Consider the following 23,870-nt stretch of genomic DNA (forward strand, 5'->3'; position numbering starts at 1 on the left):
ATGTCGCGCATCTTCATCAATCGGCCGATCTTCGCCTGGGTGCTGGCGATCGTCGTCATGCTCGGCGGGCTGGGCGCGCTCTTCTCGCTGCCGCTCGAACAATATCCCGATATCGCTCCCGCGCAGGTCAATATCCGCGCGAGCTATCCGGGCGCGTCGGCCGAGACGATCGAGAACAGCGTGACGCAGGTGCTCGAACAGCAGCTCACCGGAATCGATGGCCTCCTCTATTTCAGCTCGCAATCGAGTTCGCGCGGGCAGGCCAGCATCTCGGCGATCTTTGCCAAGGGCACCGATCCCGACATCGCGCAGGTGCAGGTGCAGAACAAGATCGCCTCGGCGATCTCGCGCCTGCCGCAGCAGGTGCAGCAGCAGGGGGTGCGCGTCACCAAATCGAACGCCGATTCGCTGTTGCTCGTCGGCGTCTATGATGAAACCGACACGCGGTCGAACCAGGACGTGTCCGACTATATGGCGTCGAACATCCAGGATCCGCTGTCGCGCGTCGAGGGGGTCGGCGACGTCAACGTCTATGGCGCGCCGCACGCGATGCGCATCTGGCTCAATCCGCAGCGGCTCGCCGCCGTCTCGCTGATGCCCGGCGACGTCGTTTCGGCGATCAGCGCGCAGAACAGCGAGGTCGCGGCGGGCGACGTCGGCGGCCTGCCCGCGCCGCAGGGTCAGATGCTCAACGCGACCGTCACCGCCCAGTCGCGCCTTCAGACCCCCGAACAGTTCGAGAATATCGTCCTCAAGACGCTTCCCGACGGGTCCGCGGTGCGGATCAAGGACGTCGCGCGGGTCGAAATCGGCGCCGAGAGCTATACGACCATCAGCCGCGTCAACGGCCATCCCGGCGCGGGCATGTCGATCTCGCTGTCGCCGGGGGCCGACGCGCTCGAAACCGCCGATCGCGTCAAGGCGCGGATGGAGGAGCTTTCCGCCGACTTCCCCGACGGGCTTGCCTACAGCTATGCCAACGACGCGACCGCTTTCATCAAGCTGTCGGTCAGCGAAGTGCGCAAATCGCTGCTCGAGGCGATCCTGCTCGTCGTCCTCGTGATGTTCGTCTTCCTGCAAAGCTGGCGCGCGGTGCTGGTCCCCGCGATCGCGGTGCCGGTCGTCCTGCTCGGAACCTTCGGCATCTTCTATATCGCGGGCTTCACGATCAACACGCTGACCCTGTTCGGGCTGACGCTCGCGATCGGCCTGCTCGTCGACGACGCGATCGTCGTCGTCGAGAATGTCGAGCGATTGATGGAAGAAAATCCGGGCATGTCGGCGCGCGAGGCGACGATCGAGTCGATGAAGGAATTGCAGGTCGCGCTGATCGCGATCGCGCTCGTGCTGTCGGCGGTATTCCTGCCGATGGCCTTTTTCGGCGGGTCGACCGGGGTCATCTATCGCCAATTCTCGGTCACCATCGTCTCGGCGATGGGGCTGTCGGTGCTCGTCGCGCTGATCCTCAGCCCTGCGCTGACCTCGACATTGCTGAAACCGCGCGCGATCCAGGACGCGGAAAGCGGTCGTCCGCATCGCTTCCCGCGCTTCCACGCCGCGCTGAAGCGCGCGCAGGACGGTTTCAACACCCGCTTCGACCGCTCGGTGAAACGCTATGTCGGCAGCGTGACCAAAGTCGTCGACCGCAAGTGGCGCTTTCTCGGCATCTACGTCCTCATCGTCGCGCTGCTCGCGGTGATGTTCGTGCGGCTCCCCAGCGGCTTCCTGCCGAACGAGGACCAGGGCCGCGTCTCGGTCCAGTTCCGTCTGCCCGCAGGCGCGACGCAGGAACGCACGCTCGCGGTGCGCGACCAGATCGAGAAATATCTGCTGACCCAGGAAAAGGCCAATGTCGGCGCGATCTTCCTGATCGCCGGCGGCGGCGGCGGGGCGGCAGCGGGCCAGAACACCGGGCAGGGCTTCGTCAATCTCGTCGACTGGGATTTGCGGCCGGGCAAGGAGAATACGGCCGATGCGATCGCCGACCGCACGCGCAAGGCCTTGTCGGGGCTTCGCGACGCGCAGGTCTTCGCGCTCGTCCCCGGCGCGGTGCGCGGGCTCGGCGACACCTCGGGCTTCACGATGGAGTTCCAGAATCGCAGCGGGATGAGCCGCGAGGAGTTTGCCGCGGCGCGCGACCGGCTGCTCGACATGGCGAACGCCAATCCGAAACTGACCTCGGTCCGCCTGTCCGACCTTCCCGACGTCGCGACGCTGAAGATCGACATCGATACGCAGCGGCTCACCGCTTACGGCCTCGACAACAGCGACGTGAACAGCACCCTCGCGACCGCCTGGGGCGGGCGATACGTCAACGACTTCATCGACAAGGGTCGCGTCAAGCGCGTCTATGTCCAGGGCGATGCCCCCTATCGCGCCAAGCCGGAAGATCTCGGCCAATGGTATGTCCGTTCTTCGGACGGGCAGATGTCGCCTTTTTCGGCCTTTTCCAACATCGGCTGGTCGACGACGCCGTCCAGCACCTCGCGCTTTCAGGGCGTTCCTGCGTTCGAAATCTCGGGACAGCCTGCCGCGGGCACCAGTTCGGGCGAAGCGATGGACGAGATGGAGCGAATGGCCGCGCAAATCCCGGGCACCAGCGTCGCCTGGGCGGGCGCCTCCTATCAGGAGCGGCAGGCGTCGGGGCAGGCGCCCTTGCTCTATGGCCTGTCGCTGCTCGTCGTCTTCCTCTGCCTCGCCGCGCTCTACGAAAGCTGGTCGATCCCGCTCGCGGTCATCCTGATCATCCCGCTCGGCCTCGTCGGGTCGGTGTTCGCGGTGACGCTGCGCGGGCTCGAAAACGACGTCTACCTCCAGATCGGCCTGCTGACGACGATGGGGCTCGCGGCGAAGAATGCGATCCTGATGATCGAATTCGCCGAGCAGGAGGAACGCAAGGGCAAGCGCGTGATCGAGGCGGCGATCGAGGCGGCACGCATCCGCTTGCGCCCGATCCTGATGACGAGTTTCGCGTTCATCTTCGGCGTGCTGCCGCTCGCGATCGCGACCGGCGCCGGCGCGAACAGCCGCGTCGCGATCGGCACCGCGGTGATCGGCGGGATGCTGACCGCGGCGCTGCTCGCGATCTTCTTCATCCCGCTCTTCTTCGTGCTCGTCCGTCGCGGCGTGCGCGACGGGCTCGCGGCGGTGCGCCAGCGCTTCGCCAAGAAAGACGGCAGCGCGGAGGCGACGGCATGAAACGCGGGCTCCTGATCGCGGTTCCGATCCTGCTGGCGGGCTGCTCGCTCGCGCCGAAGACGGTGCTTCCCCCGCCGCCGGTGCCGCAAAGCTGGCCGGTGGGTGACGCCTATCTTCTTCAGAGCGAAGAGATGCTGCCGATCCTGTCGTACAAGACGATCTTCACCGATCCGCGCCTGCAAACTCTCGTCGATCAGGCCCTCACGAACAATCGCGATCTGCGCACCGCCTACGCCAATGTCGCCGCCGCCCGCGCGCAGGCGCGGGTCAGCCGGGCGGGGCAGTTCCCCGCGCTCGGCGTCAGCGCCGGCGCAGGCTATTCCGATTCGGGCGGCAGCGGAAACGGCAATGGCGACTTCTCGCTGCGCGGCGGCATTACCTCGTTCGAGCTCGATCTGTTCGGCCGCCTCGCCAATGCCGCCGAATCCGACCGCAACAGCGCGCTCGCAACCGAAGCCGCGTCGCGGACCGTCCGGCTCGGTCTGATCGCCGACCTTGCCGACATCTGGGCCACCTATGGCGCCGACCGCGACCTGCTCAAGATCGCCGGGGACACCGCCGCCAACGCGCGCGAAAGCGTACGGCTGACCAGGGCGCGGCTCGACGGCGGGGTCGCGCCGCGCACCGACCTGCGCCAGGCCGAACAGATTCTCGCGACCGCCGAGGATTCGATCGCGCAGCAGCAGACCGCGCTCGCGCAGGACGAAAATCTGATCCGGCTGCTCGTCGGTGCCGAGTTCGACTCCGCGCTGCTTCCCGCGGGGCTTGCCGACGTGACGCCGGGCGTCGTCCAGCTTCCCGCCGGGGTCAGTTCGCAGATATTGCTGCGCCGCCCCGACGTGATCGAGGCCGAATATCGCCTGCGCGCCGCCAACGCCGATATCGGCGTCGCGCGCGCGCGGCTGTTCCCGACCATCTCGCTGACCGGCCTGCTCGGCTTCGCGAGCGATGCGCTGTCGAGCCTGTTCGACAAGGGATCGTTCAATTGGTCGGCGGGGGGCGACGCGAGCGCGACGATCTTCGACTTCGGCGGCCGCCGCGCCGGGGTCGACGTCACCAAGGCGCAGCGCGACGCCGCGCTGTCGAGTTATGAGGGCGCGATCCAGACTGCCTTCCGCGACGTCGCCGACGCGCTCGCGGTGCAGGGCACGATTTCAGAACGCGTCCGCGCCGCCGCCGCGAATACGGAGGCGGCCGCCGACACCGCGATGCTCACCGACGCGCGCTACAAGGGCGGCGTCGACAGCTTCCTTTCCAGCCTCGACGCGCAGCGCAGCCTCTATGCGGCACGGCGCAGCGAGATCGGCACGGGCCTGCTGCTCGTGCAAACCCGAATCGCCCTGTTCCGCGCCCTGGGCGGGGACAGCGGCGCCGGGAGCGACGCGGCGGCGCGCTGATTGATCTCGCGCAAAGGCGTGAAGGCGCGAAGAAGAAAATCTCACACAAAGACACAAAGAGGGCAGTTGCACCCGCATAATTTGCATCCGGACGTACCGTGGTTAATTCGGGATTGGCCGGACGAAGTCCGGCCCATTTTCCTCAAATGACGATTAAAGCGACGCGGCGGCGGCAACTGCCCTCTTTGTGTCTTTGTGTGAGACTCTCTGAAAACCGCCCTCGCGGCCAAAAGTCTTCGCACCTTTGCGCCTTTGCGTGAGATCAATCGACGCGGCACCCGCCGCCTTGACAAGCGCCAGCGACAAAGCGCTATAAGAACATATCAGGAACAAATATGCGCGAGTCGTCTTCTCAACTCGCCGCGCTGCGCCGACGCGTCGCGCGGCTCGCCGCCGATGGCGGTGCGGCAAGCCGTCCGGCGGGCGGCGGACTCGCGAGCGGCTGCGCCGCGTTCGACGAAGCGCTCGGCGGCGGGTTCGCGGCGGGGCGCGTGCATGAATTTTTCGCCGCCGACGCACTCGACGCGACGAGCGCCGCCGCCTTCGCCGCGCTGCTCGCGCTCCGCACGCCGGGCATGGCGCCGCTGATCTGGCTGCGCACCACCGACGCCACGCGGCGCGCCGGTTCGATCTATGCCCCCGGCATCGCCGAACTCGGCGGCGACCCCGATCGCCTGCTGCTCATCGAGACCCCCGACCCCAGGCTGCTGCTCGCCTGCGCGAACGATGCGATCCGCTGCGCGGGGTCGGCGGCAGTGATCGTCGAAAGCTGGGGGAAATTCCCGCTTCTCGACCTCACCGCGGGCCGCCGCCTCGCCCTCGGCGCGCGCGATGCCGGAGCGACGCTGCTGATGCTCCGCCTCAATGCCGCACCCGCGCCGAGCGTCGCCGAAACGCGCTGGAGCGTCGTCGCCGCCCCGTCGCAGGCGCTTGAAGCCGACGCTCCCGGCGCCCCCGCCTTCGACCTCGAACTGCTTCGCTGGCGCGCCGGTCCCGCGGGCGGGCGCTGGCGACTGGACTGGAACCATGACCAAAATCGCTTCGGGGAAGCGGCGCTATCTGGCGCTCTTCTTCCCGTGGCTGCCCGCCGAGCGGTTCTGCCGCACGGCGCCGCGGCCGCCTGACGCCCCGCTCGCCTTTACCGAGAAACAGCGCGGCGCGCTCCGCCTTGCCGCCGTCGACCCGCGTGCCCACGCCCTCGGGCTCGCCCCCGGCATGCCGCTCGCCGACGCGCGGGCGCGCGTTCCCGATCTTGCCATCGTACCGCACGATCCGGTCGCCGATCATGCCTGGCTCGACCGGATCGCGCAGGGTTGCGCGCGCTACACGCCGCTCGTCGCGCTCGATGCGCCCGACGGGCTGATCCTCGACATCGCGGGCGCCGAGCATCTGTTCGGCGGCGAGGCCGGAATCGCCGCCGATCTCGAAACGCGGTTCGACCGGCTGGGGATGACGCTGCGCCACGCTTTCGCGGATACGGCCGACGCCGCCCGCGCGCTCGCACGCTACCCCGCGCCGCCCGCCCCCGACGAGGCGGCGGCGATCCGGCGGCTACCCGTCGCGGCGCTCGGCCTCGACGGCGAGGCAACGGTCGCGCTCGTCCGCGCGGGGCTGAAGACGATCGGCGACCTCGCGAGCCGACCGATGGCGAATATCGCCGCGCGCTTCGGCGCCGGCGCCGCAACCGCGCTGCGCCGTATCCTCGGCGACGCGCCCAGCCCGCTCGACCCACGCATCACGCCGCCGCCGGTGATGGTCGAACGCCGCTTCGCCGAACCATTGGGCAGCACCGCCCATGCGACCAGGGTGCTGACCGATCTTGCCAGAGAAGCGATCGACGCGCTCGCCGTTCGCGGCAAGGGCGGACGTCATTTCCGCGCCACCTTCTTTCGCAGCGACGGCCTCGCGCGCGGTATCGAGGTCGAGACTGGGCACTCGACGCGCGACGCCGGGCTCGTCATGCGCCTGTTCGCCGAACGGATGGACACCCTCGCCGATCCGCTCGATCCGGGCTTCGGTTTCGACATGATCCGTCTGACGGTGCCGCGGTTCGACCCGCTCGGTGCGAGCCAGCTCAAGCTCGAAGGCGGCGCAGTGCGGGCTTCGGGGGCGGCGCTGGACGAACTCGTCGACCGGATGACGACACGGCTCGGCCGCGGCCGCGTCCAGCGGCTGCGCGGCACCGACACGCATATTCCCGAGCAGGCGCAACTCGCGCTCCCCGCGATCGACGCGCCGCCGCCCATAGCCTGGCCCGCGCCCGAAGCCGGCGAACCACCGACGCGTCCCTTCCACCTCTTCGACCCGCCGCAGCCGATCGAGGTGATCGCCGAGGTGCCCGACGGTCCGCCGCACCAGTTCCGCTGGCGCCGCGCGGTCCATGCGGTGCGCCGCTACGAAGGGCCCGAGCGCATCGCCGCCGAATGGTGGCGGCGCCGCGACAATGGCGGACTGACGCGCGACTATTACCGCGTCGAGGATGTTCAGGGCCGCCGCTTCTGGCTGTTCCGCCACGGGCTTTACGACGAGAAGGCCGATCCGCGCTGGTATATCCACGGCCTGTTCGCATGAGCGAGGCGCCGCCCGAGCCCGGCTTCGCCGAACTGGTCGCCGCGACCAACTACAGCTTCCTGCGCGGCGCCTCGCACCCCGCCGAGATGGTCGCGGAGGCGCTACGCCTCGGTCTGAGCGGCATCGGCATCGCCGACCGCAACAGCGTCGCGGGGGTGGTGCGGGCGTGGGCCTTTCTGAAAGAGCTGCAGGTCAAAGAGCCCGAGACGGTGGCGGGTTTCCGGCTGGTGGTCGGAGCGCGGCTCGCTTTCGCCGACGGCACGCCCGACATCGTCGCCTATCCGGTCAGCCGTCCCGGCTGGGGCCGGCTGACCCGCCTGCTGTCGACCGGCAATCTGCGCGCGCAGAAGGGAGACTGCATCCTCACTCTTCAGGATCTGCTCGACCATTCGGACGATCTGCTGCTGATCGCGATGGACGGCGACGAAACCCTGCTCCGCACGCTCAAGCGCGCGCGGCCGAAGGCGGTGTGGCTGGCCGCGACGATGCCGCGATCGGGCGCCGATGCGCGGCGGCTGGCGGAACGCCAGCGCCTGTCGGCGGCGACCGGCGTCCCGCTGCTCGCAACGGGCGACGCGCTCTATGCAAGCGCGGCGCAGCGGCCGCTGCACGACATCGTCACCTGCATCCGCGAAGGCACGACGGTTCAGAAGGCGGGCCGGCTGCTCCACGCCAATGGCGAGCGCTATCTGAAATCGCCTGCCGAAATGCAGCGATTGTTCGCGGGCTATCCGGGGGCGATCGCGCAGAGCGCGAAGCTGCTGGGCCGCATCACCTTCCGGCTCGACGACCTGCGTTACGAATATCCGCACGAGCCGGTGCCGCCGGGCTGGAAGCCGTTTCCCTATCTCCACCATCTGGTGAAGACGGCGGCGGAAGCGCGTTACAACACGCCCCTCCCTCCCAAGGTGCGCCAGTTGATCGGCAATGAATTGCGGCTGATCCGCAAACGGAACTACGTCTATTATTTCCTGACCGTCTACGATCTCGTCCGCTTCGCGCGCGCGCAGGAGCCGCCGATCCTCTGCCAGGGGCGCGGGTCGGCGGCCAATTCGATCGTCTGCTTCCTGCTCGGCGTCACCTCGGTCGATCCGATGCAGCACGAACTGCTCTTCTCGCGCTTCATGTCGGCCGAGCGCGACGAGCCCCCCGACATCGACGTCGATTTCGAGCATGAACGGCGCGAGGAGGTGATCCAGCATATCTATGCGCGCTATGGCCGCGACCGCGCGGGGATCGCCGCGACGGTCATCCATTACCGTCCGCGCAGCACGATCCGCGAGGTCGGCAAGGCGCTCGGCTTCAGCGAGGACGTCACCGCGCGGCTTGCCGACACGAGCTGGGGAAGCTGGGGCGACGAAGTGCCGACCCAGCGCCTCGTCGAGGCCGGGCTCGACCCGCACAATGGCGAGATCGAGCGGCTGCACCGCTTCGTCGGCGAACTGCTGCAGGCGCCGCGCCACCTGTCGCAGCATGTCGGCGGCTTCGTGCTGACCGAGGGGCGGCTCGACGAACTGGTGCCGATCCACAATGCCGCGATGGAGGATCGCACCTTCATCGAATGGGACAAGGACGACATCGATGCATTGGGCCTGATGAAGGTCGACGTGCTCGCGCTCGGTATGCTGACCTGCATCCGCAAATGCTACGACCTGATGCGCGAACATGGGCTGGGCGACCACACGCTGGAACTCGACATCGATTGCAGCGACCAAGCCGTTTACGCGATGCTGCAAAAGGGCGACAGCATCGGCGTGTTCCAGGTCGAAAGCCGCGCGCAGATCAACATGCTGCCGCGCCTCAAGCCGGAAGTGTTCTACGACCTCGTCGTGCAGGTCGCGATCGTTCGCCCCGGCCCGATCGAGGGCGATATGGTGCATCCCTATCTGAAACGGCGGGCCGGGGAAGAGAAGGTCACATTCCCTTCCCCCGCTCCGCCGCACGACCCCAACGAGCTTTACGACGTGCTCAGGAAAACCCACGGCGTCCCGCTGTTCCAGGAGCAGGCGATGAAGCTGGCGATGGTCGCCGCCGACTTCACGCCCGAGGAAGCGAACGGCCTGCGCCGCGCGATGGCGACCTTTCGCAACGTCGGGACGATCGACAATTTCCGCGAGAAGATGATCGGCGGCATGATGCGGCGCGGTTACGAGAAGGACTTCGCCGAACGCTGCTTCAAGCAGATCGAGGGTTTCGGCAGTTACGGCTTTCCCGAAAGCCACGCCCAGTCCTTCGCGCGGCTCGTCTATGTCTCGTCATGGATCAAGCATTACCACCCCGCCGTCTTCGCCTGCGGCATCCTCAATTCGCAGCCGATGGGCTTCTATGCCCCCGCGCAGCTCGTCCGCGACGCGCAGGGGCATGGCGTCGAGGTGCGCGCGGTCGACGTCAATGCCAGCCATTGGGACAACAGCCTCGAACGCACTGACGACGGCAGTCTCGCGCTGCGGCTCGGCTTTCGGCAGGTCGACGGGTTCCGCGAGATATGGGCGGACGCGATCGACGAAGCTCGCGTCACCGCGCCCTTTACCTCGGTCGAGGAACTCGCGCGCCGCGCGGACCTGCCGAGCCGCGCCTTGCGGCTGCTCGCCGATGCCGATGCGTGCCGGTCGATGGGACTCGAACGGCGGCCCGCGCTGTGGGATGCGCGGCGGGTGCGGCAGGGGGTGCTGCCGCTGTTCGACGCGGCAGAAACCGACGAGCTCGGACAGGAAGAGGATGCACAGCTTCCGTCCACGCCGATGGCCGAGCATGTGCTCACCGACTATCAGACGACGCGGCTGTCGCTGAAAGGCCATCCGATGGCGTTCCTGCGCCCGCGCTTCGCCGCCGAAGGCGTGCTCAGCGCGGGCGAGGTCGCGGCGGCGAAGAACGGGTCGATCGTCCGCACCGCGGGCGTCGTCCTGATCCGCCAGCGGCCGGGCAAGGGCAATGCGGTGTTCATCACGCTCGAGGACGAGAGCGGGATCGTCAACATCCTGCTCTGGGCGCGCCTTTTCGAGCGCCTGCGCCGCGCCGTCATGGCGTCGCGGCTGATGCTCGCCGAGGGCGAGGTGCAGCGCAGCAAGGAAGGGGTGATCCACCTGATGGCGACGCGCATCACCGACTGCACCGACCGGCTCGACGGATTGGGCGACGAGGCCATGCCGGGCGGGCCGATGCCGCGTCACGGCCATCCGCGCGATGTTCGCATCCTTCCGAAGTCGCGCGATTTTCATTGAGGGGCGGGGCGGCAGGCCATTCGGTTCACGCGGAGACGCGGAGACGCGGAGGGGGAGTGTTTGCCGCGAAGCGGCCTTTCTCTTCCAGTTGTCGGCTTTTGGCTCACCCTTGAATGGCAAAAGGGCCTGTCGGCCTGAACGATCTCCTCCGCGTCTCCGCGTGAACCGAATGGCCTGCCGCCCAATAAAAGACGCCCCGGCTGTGGGGAGCCGGGGCGTCGGATCAGGCCAATAAAGGGACCAACCAAAGTTGGCCTGAATTTCTGTTTGCGAAGCTTCCGCTTTAGCCGCGGAGCAGGTTCATCACGCCCTGCGCGCTCTGGTTCGCCTGAGCGAGCATCGCGGTCGAGGCCTGCGCCAGGATGCCGGCGGCGGCAAGCTTGGTCGATTCGGCCGAGAAATCGGCGTCTTCGATGCGCGACTTCGATTCGTCGAGGTTGGTGACGCGCGCCGTCAAATTGTCGACAGCCGCGCTCAGACGGTTCTGCTGCGCACCGAGGTTGGCGCGTTCGCTGGCGACCTTGTCGATCGCGGTGTCGAGCGTCGCCAGAGCGCCGGTGGCGCCGGTAGCAGTCGCGACCGAGAGCGCGTTGACACCAAGCGTCGTCGCATCGAGCTTGGCAATGGTGATGTTCACCTTTTCACCGCTCTTGAGGCCGGTCTGGATGTCGAAGCCGGTCGTCGCGCTGCCGTCGAGCAGGACGTTGCCGTTGAAGGTCGTCTGCGTCACGATGTCGCCGATCTGCGAGATCAGCGCGGTGACTTCCTTCTGCACCAGCGTGCGGTCGGCGTCGCTGAGCGTGCCCGTCGAAGCCTGCATCGCGAGATCACGCATACGGATCAGGATGTCCGAGATGCCGCCGGCGCCGCTGTCGGCGGTCTGCGCCAGCGAAATGCCGTCGTTGGCGTTACGGATCGCCTGCGTGAAACCGCGCGACGCAGCGTTCATGCGGGTCGCCACGGCGAGGCCGGCGGCGTCGTCCTTGGCGCTGTTGATGCGCTTGCCGCTCGACAGACGTTCCATCGCCGTCGCCTGCATATTGTTGGCAACACGCGAGCTGTTCTGGGCGCGGAGCGCGCTCACATTGGTGTTGATGACAGTCATGTTGTTCCTTTCCGGCCCGTTGGCCATTCCCGTTTCGTGAGGGCTCGGCGAGCGGTCACGGAGGCAGTAACGGCGACCCGCGCGGTGGATTAAGCGGCTGCGTCAAAAAAATGTCGAAGATGGCATTAAGCCTGTTCGGTAGCCAATCAAACCCCTGAAAAACAGCCAATAAAATTTATGGCACGGGCCTTGCATTCTTCTTTGGCGTGCGGCGCGAGGCCGCGCACCAGGACGGATGAAAGCTTTATGAGCACGATTGACTCGAGCCGGCTGCTGCAGATGCGCAGTTCGATCCTCAATCAGAACCAGGCGCTGCAACGCGCCGCCGGTCGCGGCACCGCGGGCGGGGTCGACGGCCTTGGGGGCGGCGCGGCTGGCGCGCCCGATTTCGGCGCCGCGATCAGCAACGCGCTGCAACAGGTCAACGCCCAGCAGAATCGCGCCAGCGATCTCAGCGAAGCCTATGAGCGCGGCGACACCCACGACATCGTCAGCGTGATGATCGAGCGGCAGAAGGCCTCGCTCGGCTTCGAGACCACGCTGCAGGTCCGCAACAAGCTGCTCTCTGCCTATCGCGACATCATGAACATGCCGGTGTAACCCATGGCCGAAACCCAGATCCTGACCCCCGTCGACGAAAGCCCGAACCGTCTGCCCGTCCCCGCGATGGGCGGCCGTTTCGCGCCCGTTCAGCAGTTCGTCCGCCAGCCCGCCGTTCAGCGCGCGCTACCGATGATCGCCACCACCACCGCGATCGGCATCGCCGCGCTCGCTTATTTCATGACCCAGTCGGCCCCGCAGGCCCAGCTCTTCGCCGGGCTCGACGACAACGACAAGGCCGCGGTCGCCGACGCGCTCCAGTCGCAGGGGATCGGCCACACGATCGATCCGGCGACCGGCGCGCTGACCGTCGACGCCGACAAAGTCTATCAGGCGCGCATTGCGCTCGCGGGTCAGGGCCTGCCCAAGGCGGCGCCGAGCGGCGACAGCCTGATCGCGTCGCTGCCGATGGGGTCGAGCCGCGCGATCGAGGGCGAGACGCTGCGCTCGGCGCGCGAGGCCGACCTGTCGCGGACGATCGAGACGATCGACGCGGTGAAGAGCGCGCGCGTCCATATCGCCGCCGCCGAGCCCAGCCTGTTCGTCCGCGAGGACAAGCCCGCCACCGCTTCGGTGATGCTGACGCTGCAGAACGGCCGCTCGCTCTCCGACGGTCAGGTGCAGGCGATCCGCTTCCTCGTCGCTTCCTCGGTCCCCGGCATGAACGCCGATCAGGTGCAGGTCATCGACCAGCGCGGCGCGCTGCTCAGCGACGGTGCGTCGAACGGCGACATGAAGGCCTTCCAGCTTCAGACGCAGGTCGAGGATCGCTTCCGCCGCGCGCTCGACACCCTGCTCGGCCCGATGCTCGGTGCAGGCAATTATACCGTCGAGGTCCATGCCGACGTCGACATGTCCGAAAGCCAGGCGACGCGAGAGAGCTTCCCCAAGGACGATCGCGCGCTGACCAGCGAGCAGGTCACGCGCACCGTCAGCGGCGAGGGCGTTCCCCCCGCCGTCGGTATCCCCGGCGCGCTGTCGAACCAGCCGCCGCAGGCCTCGACCGTCACCAACGCCGCCCCCGTCCCGACGGCGCCCGGCGCACCCGCGGCGCAGACCAACAGCAACGAGAACGCCACCCGCGCCTATGAGGTCGGCCGCGAGATTTCGGTGACGCACCAGCCGCAGGGCCAGCTTCGCCGCGTCTCGGTCGCAGTCGCGCTCAACCAGGGCAAGAAGGCGCTGACCCAGACCGACATCGCGAAGATCGACAGCCTGGTGAAGGGCGCGATCGGTTTCGACGCGGCGCGCGGCGACATGGTCGCGATCAACCAGCGCCCCTTCGTCCAGGTCGAGGATGCGGCCCCGGCCTTTTACGACCAGCCCTGGTTCCTGCCGCTGATCAAGCAGGTCGGCGCCATATTTGCCGCGCTGCTCGCCTTCTTCTTCATCGGCCGCCCGCTGATCCGCGCCGCCAAGCAGCGCGCGACCCAGCGCGCCGAGCGCGAGGCGCAGATCGAGGAGACGTTGCTCGCGGTGACCGAAAATCCCGCCGCGCTCGCCAGCCCACACGCCAGCAGCGAAATCACGCTCGAGATGATCGAGGCCGCCCCCAGCTATGAGGCGCGCGCCAATCTGGTCCGCGAATTCGTCCGCCAGGATTCGGCCCGCGCCGCGCTGGTCGTCCGCCAGCTGATGCAGGAGGGCGCCCGTGCCTGACGTAATCGATACCGATATCGACGCCGACATCGAAACCCCGCGCGGCAAGCCCGCGATCGAGGGATCGTCGGCGGCCGCGATCCTGCTGATGCTACTCGACGAAAGCGAAGCCGCGACGATCCTCAAGCATCTTGGCCCCGAGGAAGTGCGCCAGCTCGCCAAATCGATGTTCGACACCGCCAATGCGAGCGAAGGCCAGATCGAGCAGGCGCTCGACCAGTTCGTTTCCGAAAGCCGCAACGTCAGCGCGCTCGCGGTCGGCGCCGACGCGCGCATCCGCACCGTGATCCACGATGCGGTCGGCAATGTCCGCGCCGACAATATCCTGGCCGCGGTCGCGCCGCAGTCGAGCGCCGCGTCGCTCGAGATGCTGCGCTGGATGGACGTAGACGCGATCAGCGCGCTGCTCGCGAACGAACATCCGCAGGTCGGCGCGCTGATCCTGTCGGTGCTCGTCCCCGATGTCGCCGCGCGTGCGGTCGAGACGCTCGACGAGGGATTGCAGGCCGAACTGGTGCTGCGCGCCGCGCAGCTCACCGCCGTGCCGGCCGCCGCGATCGAGGATCTCGAATCGGTGCTCGCCGCCGCGAACGTCGGCGGCCAGCGCGTCGCCAAGCGGCCGATCGGCGGCCCCGGCGACGTCGCCAAGATCATGAAGAAGATGCCGAAGCAGCTTTCGGAACGCACGATCCGCGCGCTCAAGAAGCAGGACAAGCTGCTCGCGCAGATCATCGAGGAAGAGATGTTCATCTTCGAGAATCTGCGCGATCTCGACGCCAAGAGCCTCGGCACCGTGCTGCGCTCGGTCGACGCCGCGCAGCTCGCCGTCGCGCTCAAGGGCACCGACGCCGACATGGTCGACCGCTGCCTTGCCACCATGTCGAAGCGTGCGTCGGAAACGATTCGCGACGAGATGGCCGAAATGACGATGGTCAAGCGCACCGACGTCGACGAGGCGCAGAAGGCGATCATGCAGATCGTCCGCCAGATGGCATCGAGCGGCGAGATCATGATCGCGGGCGCGGGCGACGATTATGTCTGATCGCGCCGCCGAAGCGACCGTCGTCTCGCTCGCCGCGCTGATGGCGGAAGGACGCGGCTTTCGCCCGCTGCATTTCGGCGCGCCGCTGGTCGCCGAGACGGTTCCGGTCGAACCGGCGCCCGCCGCCGCGGAGCCCGCCGACGATCCGTTCGCGCAGGGCCTTGCCGAAGGCCAGCGCCTCGCCGAGGCCGCTTTCGCGGTCGAGCGCGAACAGTTGCTGGCGCTCGTCGCGGGCGCCGAGGCGCTGCAGGACGAACCGAGCGAGGAACTGGCGCAGCTGATCGCCGAAACGGTCGAGCGGCTGGTCCGCCAGATCGTCGGCCGCGCGCCGATCGACGCCGAATGGCTGCAGACGCAGGCCGACATCGCCGCGGCGATGGTCGCCGAGGCCGACAAGGCGCGCACCCTGTGGGTCAACCCCGCCGACGCCGCGCTGCTGATGGACGCACCGATCGCGCTGCCGGTCGAGGCCGACCCGACGATGATGCGCGGCACCGTCCGCATCGAAACCTCGGCCGGCTGGATCGAGCACGGCCGCGCCGTCTATCTGGGTGAACTGCGCGCCGCGCTCGGCGGCGAGGATATCGCCGCATGACGCGCCGCCTCGCCCTGACCGCGCAGCAATTGCTCGCGCCCGTCGAACTCCGCGACGCGAGCCCGCGCCGCATCGGCACGCTCGTCGCGCACGAGGGCATCATGCTCGAAGTGTCGGGCTTTCCGCAGCCGCTCGGCAGCAACGTCCGCATCAAGTCGGCGAACAACGACTATGTCTATGGCGAAGTCGTCGGCTTTCGCGGTCACCGCAGCCTCGTCCTCCCCTTCGACACCAACATGCCGCTCGTCACCGGCGCGCCGGTCGAGCCGCACGGCGCGAGCAGCATGGTCGCCTGCGGCAAGGCGCTGCTCGGCCGCATCATCGACGCACAGGGCAACCCGCTCGACGGCCGCCCGCCGGTCAAGTCGCAGTTTCAGTGGCCGCTCGCCGGCCGCAAGGTCAATCCGCTGCGCCGCGGCCGGGTGACGAAGCCGCTCAACATGGGGGTCCGCGCGATCAACGGCCTGCTCACCATCGGCGAGGGCCAGCGCGTCGCGATCATCGCGGGTTCGGGCGTCGGCAAGTCGGTGCTGATGGGCCAGATGATCGCGGGCACCGAATGCGATGTGATCGTCGTCGGGCTGATCGGCGAGCGCAGCCGCGAGGTCAGCGATTTCGTCGAGACCAAATTGCCCCCCGCCGTCCGCAAGAAATCGGTCGTCGTCGCGGTTCCCGCCGATCATCCGCCCTTGCTGCGCCTGCGCGCCGCGATGCGCGCAACCGCGATTGCGGAATCCTTTCGCGCCGAGGGCAAGAAGGTGCTGCTGCTGATCGACAGCCTGACCCGCGTCGCGCACGCGCAGCGCGAGATCGGGCTGACGCTGGGCGAGCCGCCGACGATGAAGGGCTATCCGCCCTCGACCTTCGCGCTGATCCCCTCGCTCGTCGAGCGCGCGGGCAACGACAGCCTGACCGGCGGATCGATCACCGCGCTCTACACCGTCCTCGCCGATGGCGGCGACATCGACGATCCGGTCGTCGATTCGGCGCGCGCGATCGTCGACGGGCATATCATCCTGTCGCGCACGCTCGCCGAACAGGGCGTCTATCCCGCGATCGACGTCGCCCGCTCGCTCTCGCGCACCATGGCCGATTCGGTCGACCCCGATCATGCCGCCGCCGCCGCGCGCTTTCGTCAGCTCTGGTCCGCCTATGAAGAGAATCGCGATCTGATGCTGATGGGCGCCTATGTCGCCGGCGGCGATCCCGTGCTCGACACCGCGATCGCGCGCCACGCCGATCAGCTCGCCTTCGTGTCGCAGGCCGCCGGCACGCAAGTCGATTTCACCACCTCCCGCAACGCCCTGATTGAAGGATTTACTGCATGAACGCCCGCACCGCACGCCGCAAACGCATCATCCGCGTGCGCTCCGTCGAACATCAGATGGCCGAGGCCCATCTCGCGCGCGCCACCGGCGAGCTCGCGAGCCTGGTCGAACTGTCGAAGCGCCTCGAGGGGCTGCGCACCGACCTGGCGATGGCGAAGGGCGCGGTCGCGGGCCGCGCGCTCAACACGATCGGCGAGCTCGGTATGCGGCTCGACATGGCGAAGGAAAATCTCGCCGCGCCGCTCGTCAATGCCGGCATCCGCCGCGACGAAGCGGGCATCCTCGCCCAGAGCGCGATGATGAAGGAAGAATCGGCGGTCCGCCTCTACGAGCGCAGCCGCAAGTCGGCCGAGGCCGAGATGGAGCGCCGCAGCGACGCCAACCGTCCGCATCGCCGCCGGGCGATGAGCCTGCGCCTGATCGAGGGCGGCGCGGCATGATGGCTGCCCCCGCCCTTCCCCAGGCGCAGACCGGCCTCGCGACGATCCTCGCCGCGCTGGGTCCGGCGGCGCCCGCCGACAGCGATGCCGGCGGCTTCGAGCAATTGCTCGCCAGGCTGCCCGGCAGCGTGGCGAGCGGCGCCGACGCGCTGCCGGCCGGTCCGATCGCGCTCACGCCTCCCTCCAACACCCCCGTCCCGGCCGCCCCGAGCGCCGTCGTCGACGGGGAAGCGGACATGGTGCTTCCTATGGCAACGACCCTTCCGACCGCGACGGCGACGGCGCCGCTGGCTTCGGCCATCAGCCCGCTTCGCTCGCAGCCCGGCGCCGCACCGGTCCAGATATCGGCGGCCGCCGCGGCGACCGGAGCGATCCTGCCCGAGGCGTCCGCCGAGCAGCCCTCCACGCCCGCCGCGAAACCGGCAGAGGCGACGCCGACGCCCGACGCCGCCGTTGCCGCGAGCCTGCTGATCGCCGTGGCGACCCCGCGCGCTACCGCGAAGCCCGCGGTCGATGCACCCGGAAAGCCCCTCGAAAAGCTCGATGCCAAGGCCGACGACGCGGACGGTGACGCTCCCGTCGGGACCGACGCTCCCGAAGCCCGCGCCGCCGAGCTGCCCGTCGCGACGACCGTGACCGCCGATCCGGCACAGTCGGCCCCTGTCTCTGCCGCTACCGCTACCGCCGTGGCAATGGCAGCAAATGCGGCTCCGACACCCACCGGCCGACCCGCGAAGACGTCCGAAACGAAAGAGGCGGCGCCGCGATCGACGGCGACGGCGACGACCCTGCCTACCACGACGGGCAAGACCGCACCGACGCCCGACGCTCCCGCCGTTGCTCCGGCGCGTCCGGCCGACAAGGCCGTCGCGAGCGCCGCTTCCAAGCCCGCTCGCGAAGAGGCTCTTGCCCCCACCCCGGCGCGTCCGGTCAGGGCGGAAAGCGCCGCCTTGCCGACGTCGGCCGCGAAACCGGCCGCCGATCCCGCCCCGGTCCGGCCCGTGGCCGACAGCGGCGCGTCGATGGCGGTGCTCTTCGGCCAGCCCGCCGCACCGGGCATCGTGGCCCCCGCTTTCGCCCAGGCCGCCGCGCCGGTCACCGAACGCCTGCTCGATATGGGCAGCGACGACCAGTGGATCGCCCAGCTCGCGACCGACATCGCCGCGACCAAATCGGAAAGCGGCGACCTCAGCTTCCGCCTGATGCCGCGCCATCTCGGCCGGCTCGACGTCGCGATGAAGCTGGACGACAGCGGCGGTGTGTCGCTGAAGCTCGACACCCAGCATGAAGCGACCGCGACGATCGTCACCGCCGCGCAGCCGCGTCTCGTCGAGGATCTGCGCCAGCAGGGCGTGCGCGTCGCCGAGGCGCAGGTCACGCATACGCCCGCCGAGACCGGGCGCCAGCAACAGCAGCAGGGCCAGAGCGGCCGGAATGCTGCTCCGAACGCCAGCCATCTGATCGAAACCGCCCCCGAGCGCCCCGGCGCCGACCGCAATGAACGCGCCGCGGATCGCCGCGGCCGCTTTGCCTGACCCCGAAAGGCCTGACCATGAGCAAGGACAAAACCCCCGACGCCGAGCCCAAGAAGGGTGGCAAGATGAAGAAGATGCTGATGCTGGGTATCGGCGCGACCGCGCTGATCAGCGCCGGCGCCGGTGCGGGCATCTATCTGGGCGGCGGCCTCGCCGGTCCTGAAGCGAAACCCGAGGATCATTATCCCAAGCTTGTCGTCCGCAGCGTCGGCGAGGAAGCGGCGGCCGAGGGCGAAGGCGGCGGGGAAGGCAAGGAGCCGGCGCTGAAGGTCGGCACCGTCTCGGTTCCGAACGACCGCTTCAAGGTCGATCCGCGCAAATATGAAATCACCTATTATCCGATGACCGATGCCTTCACGACCAACCTCGCCGACGGATCGGGCTTCCTTCAGGTCGGGATCAGCCTGTCGACCTTTTACGACGGCAAGGTGATCACCAACATCAAGCGCCAGCAGGTGCCGATCCGCTCGGCGGTGCTGATGGTGCTCGCCGAACAGGATCCGGCGCTGTTGTCGACCTCGCAGGGCAAGCAGCAGCTTCAGCGTCAGCTCACCGCCGCGATCAACGACGTGCTGCGCGACAAGGAAGGCTTCGGCGGCATCGACAATGTCTATTTCACCAGCCTGGTGATCCAGTGAGCCTCGAGCCGAAACCCGTCGATGCCTCGGCCAAGCAGGCCGCCGACGCGAAGGCGTCGCTGCTGCTGCGCAAGACCGAGGGCAGCTATGCCTTTCCGGTGCTCGACAGCGTCGGCAACCAGTTCGCGCGCAGCTTGCGCGACCTGATCCGCGCGCTCGGCGCGCCGACGGTGCAGGTCGAGCGCGAGGCCGCGGTGCAGATGCGCTTTACCGACTGGTGCCAGGCAGTCAGCCCCGGTCTGTTCTGGCGCTACCACGCGCCGCCGCTCAAGGGGCCGGTGCTGCTCGCCGCGGCGCGCCCGCTGCTCCTTCAGCTCGTCGACATCTTCTATGGCGGCAAGGGCCAGCTCGCCGGCGAGCGCGAGGAGCTGACCGACGCCGAGGAACGCTTCGCCGCGCGTCTCGGCCGCGACATGGGCCAGCAGCTCGCCGCGGCGTGGAAGATGGGGATCGAACCCGAACTCGACTGCGTGACCGGCGATCCGGCCAAGCTCGCCGCGGTGCGAGGCGACGACGAACTGCTCGTCCAGCGCTTCACGTTGCGCGGCGGCGTGTTCGAGGGGCGGACGATTCTCTGCGCCTATCCGCAGGCAGCGCTGCGCGGAATCGCGGGCGCCGAACCCGTTCCCGAGATGCGCGACGGACCCGCGATCGACCCCGCCTGGACCGCAACGCTGAACCGCGCGCTCAAGACCGTGCGCGTGCCGGTGCGCTCTGTTCTTGCCCGCCCGGAAATTTCTTTGGTGAAACTCCTCTCTTTGGAGGTCGGCGATATCATTCCGTTAACCATTCCGCGCAATGTTCCGGTAACCGTCGCCGGCCGCAGTTTCGCGTCCGGCAGCATCGGGGAATCGAATGGCAACGCCGCCATCCTGATTGAGACTGTCGAAAAGGGATCCGACGATGAATGACATGAGCGAAGCCCCCGCCCGGCCCGACCGGCGCGACCGGAGCATTGCGGGCGCGCCCAATTTCGATCTGCTCGCCGGCGTCTCGCTGCGCGTCTCGGTCGAGGTCGGATCGACGTCGATGACGCTCGCCGAATTGCTGTCGCTGTCCGAAGGCAGCGTCGTCGAACTCGACCGCGCCGCGAACGAGCTGCTCGACATCTATGCCAACGGCACATTGATCGCGAAGGGCGAGATCGTCAGCGTCGAAGGCCGCTACGGCATCCAGATCGCCGAAGTCGTCGCACCCGCGCAAGGGTTCGCGGGCTTCGAGCGGAGGGGCTGATGCTCGAATATATTCTCCGTCTGCTGATCCTGCTGCCGCTCGTCGGCGGTATGGCGTGGGGCAGCATATGGCTATGGAAGCGCGTCCAGATGGGCGTGCCCCTGACCGGCGGCGCCAAGCAAGCCCGCGCGGTCGAAATGGTCGGCGTGCTGCCGCTTGGCCCCGGCACCAAGCTCGCGGTCGTCGAATTCGCGGGCCAGCAGATATTGCTCTCGGTCTCGCGCGGCCAGGTCACCCGCCTCGCCGACAACAGCCAGGGCGACTTTCATGTCGGCTGACGGTCCTCGCAAGCGCTGGCTGCGCCGCGCCGCCCTGATGGGCGGTTTTGCGCTGCTCGCCGCGGCAACGCCGGCCTTCGCACAGGACGTCGGCGCGAGCGGCATCACGCGCGCGGTGAGCGAGATCGGCGGCGACGGGCGGCCGCTGACGCTGTCGCTGCAGATCCTCCTGTTGATGAGCCTGCTGACGGTGCTGCCGTCGCTGCTCCTGATGATGACCAGCTTCACGCGCATCATCATCGTGCTGTCGATCCTGCGCCACGCGCTCGGGCTCCAGCAGACGCCGCCGAACCAGGTGCTCGTCGGGCTCAGCCTCTTCCTGTCGCTGTTCGTGATGCAGCCGGTGCTGAGCGAGGTGAACCGCGTCGCGATCGAACCTTACGGCCAGGAACAGATCGACATCGGCACCGCGATCAGCCGCTCGGGCGACGCGCTGCACGGCTTCATGATGGCGCAGACGCGCAAGACCGACCTGATGATGTTCGCGAAGATCGCCAAGGCGCCCACCTATGCGAGCCCCAAGGACGTGCCCTTCTCGATCGTGCTCCCCGCCTTCGTCACCAGCGAGCTCAAGACCGCTTTCCAGATCGGCTTCCTGATCTTCCTGCCCTTTCTCGTCATCGACCTGATCGTCGCGTCGGCGCTGATGTCGCTCGGCATGATGATGCTGTCGCCGACGGTGATCTCGATGCCCTTCAAGCTGCTGCTCTTCGTCCTCGTCGACGGCTGGGCGCTGACGATGGGCTCGCTCGCCTCCTCTTTCGGAACCTAGACGATGGAAGCCGATTATTTCGTCGGGGTCGCGCAGCAGTCCTTGTGGGTGCTCGCGCTCGCCTCGGCGCCGATCCTGATCCCGATCCTCGTCGTCGGCGTGCTGCTCGGCATGGTGCAGGCGGCGACCTCGATCAACGAACAGACGCTGAGCTTCGTGCCGAAGCTGATCGTCACCGCCGTCTGCCTTGCGATCTTCGGCAGCAGCATATTGGTGCTGCTCACCGATTTCACGCAGGACATCTTCGCGCAGATCCCGAATCTGGTCCGCTAGCGGCGCGATGAACCCCGCCGACGTCCCGAATATCGAGGCGATGCTCCAGCTCTGGATGCTGGGGATGATCCGGCCCGGCGCCGCCTTTCTCGCCGCGCCGGTGTTCGGCGCCGCGAACGTGCCGGTGCAGCTTCGCCTCGTCATCGCGCTCGCGGTCGGCGTGCCCGCGGTCGCGGCGTCGGGAATGGCGCTGCCCGCGGACGGCATCGTCTCGGTCCCCGGCCTCTTCTTCATCATCGGCGAGGCGGTGATCGGCCTCGCGATCGGCTTCGTGCTCCAGATGGGGCTCGCCGCCGCGCTGCTCGCGGGCGAGGCGATCAGCAATGCGATGGGCCTCGGCTTCGCGTCGATGGTCGATCCCTTGAGCGGCGCATCGAGCACCGTCGTCGGCCAGTTCCTGTCGATGCTCGCGACCGCGCTCTTCCTCGCCGCCGACGGCCATCTGATGCTGATCCGGATCATCGTCGACAGCTATCAGGCGCTGCCGCCCGGCAACGCCTTTCCCTCCTTCGCCGCGATCGGCGGCCTGCTCCATTTCGCGAGCCTGATGTTCGCCGCCGGGCTGACGATCGCGCTGCCGGTCGGCTTCGTGCTGATCCTCGTCCAGATGATCATGGGCGTGATCGGCCGCTCGGCCCCGGCGATGAACCTGTTCGCGGTCGGCCTGCCCGCGACTTTGCTCGCGGGCGTCATCCTGCTCGGCATGGCGACCCCGGCGATGGCCGAAACGATCGCCCGCTTCCTTTCCGACGCGCTCGACATGGCGCGCACGCTCGCCGCGGGGCGCTGAGCGATGGCGGGGACGAGCGAAAAGGACCAGAAGACCGAGCTTCCAACCCAGAAGAAGCTCAAGGATTCGGCGCGCGAGGGCGACGTGCTGATGTCGAAGGAACTCGCGACGGCGCTGATGATGCTCGCCGGCGCGGGCTGGCTGTTCGCCGCGGGCGGCTGGCTCGTCGATTCGGCGGGCGAGCTCATCAAGCGCGGCCTGACCCTCGACGCCGGCGATATCGCCCATTTCGCCCCCGGCGAGGCGGTGATGCGCAACGGCGTCGAGATATTGCTGCCGCTCGCCAGCCTGTTCGCGCTCGCGATCGGCGCGAGCATCGCCGCGCCCGCGATGCTGGGCTCGCTCGGCTGGCGCGGCAAGGCACTGGGGTTCAAGGGCAATCGGATGAACCCCCTGTCGGGGATCAAACGCATCTTCGGGCCGCAGGGCGTCATCGAGCTGGTCAAGTCGCTCGCCAAGGTGCTGCTGCTCGGCACGATCGGCTATCAGCTCGTCGCGCACAGCCTGCCCGCGATCATGTCGATGGCGCAGGCCGACCTCAACGCCGCGATCGGCCTCGCCGGCCGCGCCGTCGGCCATTCGATGCTCGCGATGGCGGGCGGCCTCGTCGTCATCGCGCTGATCGACGTGCCCGCGCAATGGTATCAACGCACCCGCCGCCTGATGATGAGCAAGCAGGAAATCAAAGAGGAAATGCGCGAAGCGGACGGCGCGCCCGAACTCAAACAGGCGCAGCGCCAGCGCGCTCACGAGATATTGAGCGGTTCCGCGCGCAAGGCGGTGTCGGACGCGACCGTCATCCTCACCAACCCGACCCATTTCTCGGTCGCGCTTCGCTATCGCCCCGGTCAGGACGCGGCGCCCGTCGTCGTCGCGCGCGGGCGCGGCGACGTCGCGCTGTCGATCCGCGAACTCGCGCGCACCGCGAACGTGCCGATCCTCGAATATCCGCAGCTCGCCCGCGCCATCTATTTCACCGCGCGCGCCGGACGGACGATTCCCGAGGAATTGTTCGTCGCGGTCGCGACGGTGCTCGCCTTCGTCTTCCAGCTCGAACGCGCGATGGCCGAAGGCCTGGGGCAGCCCGTGGTCGACGTACCGGTCACGCACCGCTTCGACCCCGAGGGGCGGCGACAAAACTGACCCCGGACCGCTTAATCCCTCGCCCGCGCCGCCGTTAAGAGGTGCGAAGGAT

Annotated in this window: 21 protein-coding genes; 20 read left to right on the top strand and 1 reads right to left on the bottom strand. The window is 68.2% G+C overall.

From position 1 onward, the window contains the following. The 5 genes from NP825_RS17085 (at position 1) to NP825_RS17105 (ending at position 10,387) form a co-directional block, all read left to right on the top strand. A complete protein-coding gene (locus NP825_RS17085) occupies positions 1-3,198 on the top strand; it encodes an efflux RND transporter permease subunit (protein WP_257545750.1) in 3,198 nt (1,065 codons plus the stop codon). Continuing rightward, positions 3,195-4,595, top strand: a complete 1,401-nt coding sequence (locus NP825_RS17090) for an efflux transporter outer membrane subunit (RefSeq protein WP_257545752.1) — start codon at positions 3,195-3,197, stop codon at positions 4,593-4,595. Before NP825_RS17085 ends, NP825_RS17090 begins: the two co-directional genes overlap by 4 nt. Positions 4,596-4,930: 335 nt before the next feature. Further along, entirely contained in the window at positions 4,931-5,719 is a 789-nt protein-coding gene (locus tag NP825_RS17095; RefSeq protein WP_257545754.1) for an ImuA family protein, read from the top strand. Beyond that, complete coding sequence (locus NP825_RS17100; protein WP_257545756.1) at positions 5,622-7,166, top strand: DNA polymerase Y family protein; 1,545 nt, start codon at positions 5,622-5,624, stop codon at positions 7,164-7,166. Before NP825_RS17095 ends, NP825_RS17100 begins: the two co-directional genes overlap by 98 nt. Next, on the top strand, positions 7,163-10,387 hold the full coding sequence (locus NP825_RS17105) for an error-prone DNA polymerase (protein WP_257545758.1): 3,225 nt from the start codon (positions 7,163-7,165) through the stop codon (positions 10,385-10,387). Before NP825_RS17100 ends, NP825_RS17105 begins: the two co-directional genes overlap by 4 nt. A gap of 283 nt (positions 10,388-10,670) precedes the next feature. Here the strand turns inward: NP825_RS17105 and NP825_RS17110 are convergent, their stop codons facing one another. Then, the gene (locus tag NP825_RS17110; protein ID WP_257545761.1) at positions 10,671-11,492 is read right to left on the bottom strand and encodes a flagellin; all 822 of its coding nucleotides are present in this window, start codon (positions 11,490-11,492) and stop codon (positions 10,671-10,673) included. Positions 11,493-11,738: 246 nt separating this feature from the next. On the opposite strand from NP825_RS17110, the gene fliE reads away from it, so the two are divergent. The 15 genes from fliE to flhB are packed head-to-tail and all read left to right on the top strand — an operon-like array spanning position 11,739 to position 23,818. Next, entirely contained in the window at positions 11,739-12,092 is a 354-nt protein-coding gene (gene fliE / locus NP825_RS17115) for a flagellar hook-basal body complex protein FliE (RefSeq protein WP_257545763.1), read from the top strand. Between the two features lie 3 nt (positions 12,093-12,095). Continuing rightward, a complete protein-coding gene (fliF, locus tag NP825_RS17120; protein ID WP_257545765.1) occupies positions 12,096-13,751 on the top strand; it encodes a flagellar basal-body MS-ring/collar protein FliF in 1,656 nt (551 codons plus the stop codon). Further along, complete coding sequence (fliG, locus tag NP825_RS17125; RefSeq protein WP_257545767.1) at positions 13,744-14,793, top strand: flagellar motor switch protein FliG; 1,050 nt, start codon at positions 13,744-13,746, stop codon at positions 14,791-14,793. Before fliF ends, fliG begins: the two co-directional genes overlap by 8 nt. After that, positions 14,786-15,388: a FliH/SctL family protein gene (locus tag NP825_RS17130; RefSeq protein WP_257545769.1), complete on the top strand. Its 603-nt coding sequence runs from the start codon at positions 14,786-14,788 to the stop codon at positions 15,386-15,388. The genes fliG and NP825_RS17130 overlap by 8 nt, the downstream gene beginning before the upstream one ends. Continuing rightward, complete coding sequence (locus tag NP825_RS17135) at positions 15,385-16,716, top strand: FliI/YscN family ATPase (protein ID WP_257545771.1); 1,332 nt, start codon at positions 15,385-15,387, stop codon at positions 16,714-16,716. The genes NP825_RS17130 and NP825_RS17135 overlap by 4 nt, the downstream gene beginning before the upstream one ends. Then, entirely contained in the window at positions 16,713-17,156 is a 444-nt protein-coding gene (locus tag NP825_RS17140; RefSeq protein ID WP_257545773.1) for a hypothetical protein, read from the top strand. Before NP825_RS17135 ends, NP825_RS17140 begins: the two co-directional genes overlap by 4 nt. Beyond that, a complete protein-coding gene (locus NP825_RS17145) occupies positions 17,156-18,691 on the top strand; it encodes a flagellar hook-length control protein FliK (protein WP_257545775.1) in 1,536 nt (511 codons plus the stop codon). Before NP825_RS17140 ends, NP825_RS17145 begins: the two co-directional genes overlap by 1 nt. A 17-nt stretch (positions 18,692-18,708) precedes the next feature. Further along, on the top strand, positions 18,709-19,329 hold the full coding sequence (gene fliL, locus NP825_RS17150) for a flagellar basal body-associated protein FliL (protein WP_257545777.1): 621 nt from the start codon (positions 18,709-18,711) through the stop codon (positions 19,327-19,329). Further along, positions 19,326-20,240 carry a FliM/FliN family flagellar motor switch protein gene (locus NP825_RS17155; protein WP_257545779.1) on the top strand — a complete coding sequence of 305 codons (915 nt, stop codon included), beginning with the start codon at positions 19,326-19,328 and terminating at the stop codon, positions 20,238-20,240. The genes fliL and NP825_RS17155 overlap by 4 nt, the downstream gene beginning before the upstream one ends. Beyond that, on the top strand, positions 20,233-20,562 hold the full coding sequence (fliN, locus tag NP825_RS17160; RefSeq protein WP_257545781.1) for a flagellar motor switch protein FliN: 330 nt from the start codon (positions 20,233-20,235) through the stop codon (positions 20,560-20,562). The genes NP825_RS17155 and fliN overlap by 8 nt, the downstream gene beginning before the upstream one ends. Beyond that, positions 20,562-20,840: a flagellar biosynthetic protein FliO gene (locus NP825_RS17165; protein ID WP_257545783.1), complete on the top strand. Its 279-nt coding sequence runs from the start codon at positions 20,562-20,564 to the stop codon at positions 20,838-20,840. Before fliN ends, NP825_RS17165 begins: the two co-directional genes overlap by 1 nt. A gap of 37 nt (positions 20,841-20,877) precedes the next feature. Beyond that, positions 20,878-21,612: a flagellar type III secretion system pore protein FliP gene (gene fliP / locus NP825_RS17170; RefSeq protein ID WP_374046570.1), complete on the top strand. Its 735-nt coding sequence runs from the start codon at positions 20,878-20,880 to the stop codon at positions 21,610-21,612. 3 nt (positions 21,613-21,615) lie between these two features. After that, positions 21,616-21,885, top strand: coding sequence for a flagellar biosynthetic protein FliQ (locus NP825_RS17175; protein WP_257545787.1), 270 nt, complete (start codon positions 21,616-21,618; stop codon positions 21,883-21,885). Positions 21,886-21,892: 7 nt separating this feature from the next. Further along, positions 21,893-22,675: a flagellar biosynthetic protein FliR gene (fliR, locus tag NP825_RS17180; protein WP_257545790.1), complete on the top strand. Its 783-nt coding sequence runs from the start codon at positions 21,893-21,895 to the stop codon at positions 22,673-22,675. Between the two features lie 3 nt (positions 22,676-22,678). Next, the gene (gene flhB, locus NP825_RS17185) at positions 22,679-23,818 is read left to right on the top strand and encodes a flagellar type III secretion system protein FlhB (RefSeq protein WP_257545792.1); all 1,140 of its coding nucleotides are present in this window, start codon (positions 22,679-22,681) and stop codon (positions 23,816-23,818) included. The last annotated feature ends 52 nt before the right edge of the window (positions 23,819-23,870 follow it).

The sequence above is a fragment of the Sphingopyxis sp. DBS4 genome (genome assembly GCF_024628865.1).
Classification (GTDB): domain Bacteria; phylum Pseudomonadota; class Alphaproteobacteria; order Sphingomonadales; family Sphingomonadaceae; genus Sphingopyxis.

Excerpts from the sequence above, each read along its gene's own strand:
- NP825_RS17085 (WP_257545750.1), top strand. The coding sequence starts at position 1 with ATGTCGCGCATCTTCATCAATCGGCCGATCTTCGCCTGGGTGCTGGCG.
- NP825_RS17090 (WP_257545752.1), top strand. The coding sequence starts at position 3,195 with ATGAAACGCGGGCTCCTGATCGCGGTTCCGATCCTGCTGGCGGGCTGC.
- NP825_RS17095 (WP_257545754.1), top strand. The coding sequence starts at position 4,931 with ATGCGCGAGTCGTCTTCTCAACTCGCCGCGCTGCGCCGACGCGTCGCG.
- NP825_RS17100 (WP_257545756.1), top strand. The coding sequence starts at position 5,622 with ATGACCAAAATCGCTTCGGGGAAGCGGCGCTATCTGGCGCTCTTCTTC.
- NP825_RS17105 (WP_257545758.1), top strand. The coding sequence starts at position 7,163 with ATGAGCGAGGCGCCGCCCGAGCCCGGCTTCGCCGAACTGGTCGCCGCG.
- NP825_RS17110 (WP_257545761.1), bottom strand. The coding sequence starts at position 11,492 with ATGACTGTCATCAACACCAATGTGAGCGCGCTCCGCGCCCAGAACAGC.
- fliE (WP_257545763.1), top strand. The coding sequence starts at position 11,739 with ATGAGCACGATTGACTCGAGCCGGCTGCTGCAGATGCGCAGTTCGATC.
- fliF (WP_257545765.1), top strand. The coding sequence starts at position 12,096 with ATGGCCGAAACCCAGATCCTGACCCCCGTCGACGAAAGCCCGAACCGT.
- NP825_RS17130 (WP_257545769.1), top strand. The coding sequence starts at position 14,786 with ATGTCTGATCGCGCCGCCGAAGCGACCGTCGTCTCGCTCGCCGCGCTG.
- NP825_RS17135 (WP_257545771.1), top strand. The coding sequence starts at position 15,385 with ATGACGCGCCGCCTCGCCCTGACCGCGCAGCAATTGCTCGCGCCCGTC.
- NP825_RS17140 (WP_257545773.1), top strand. The coding sequence starts at position 16,713 with ATGAACGCCCGCACCGCACGCCGCAAACGCATCATCCGCGTGCGCTCC.
- NP825_RS17145 (WP_257545775.1), top strand. The coding sequence starts at position 17,156 with ATGGCTGCCCCCGCCCTTCCCCAGGCGCAGACCGGCCTCGCGACGATC.
- fliL (WP_257545777.1), top strand. The coding sequence starts at position 18,709 with ATGAGCAAGGACAAAACCCCCGACGCCGAGCCCAAGAAGGGTGGCAAG.
- fliN (WP_257545781.1), top strand. The coding sequence starts at position 20,233 with ATGAATGACATGAGCGAAGCCCCCGCCCGGCCCGACCGGCGCGACCGG.
- NP825_RS17165 (WP_257545783.1), top strand. The coding sequence starts at position 20,562 with ATGCTCGAATATATTCTCCGTCTGCTGATCCTGCTGCCGCTCGTCGGC.
- fliP (WP_374046570.1), top strand. The coding sequence starts at position 20,878 with ATGGGCGGTTTTGCGCTGCTCGCCGCGGCAACGCCGGCCTTCGCACAG.
- NP825_RS17175 (WP_257545787.1), top strand. The coding sequence starts at position 21,616 with ATGGAAGCCGATTATTTCGTCGGGGTCGCGCAGCAGTCCTTGTGGGTG.
- fliR (WP_257545790.1), top strand. The coding sequence starts at position 21,893 with ATGAACCCCGCCGACGTCCCGAATATCGAGGCGATGCTCCAGCTCTGG.
- flhB (WP_257545792.1), top strand. The coding sequence starts at position 22,679 with ATGGCGGGGACGAGCGAAAAGGACCAGAAGACCGAGCTTCCAACCCAG.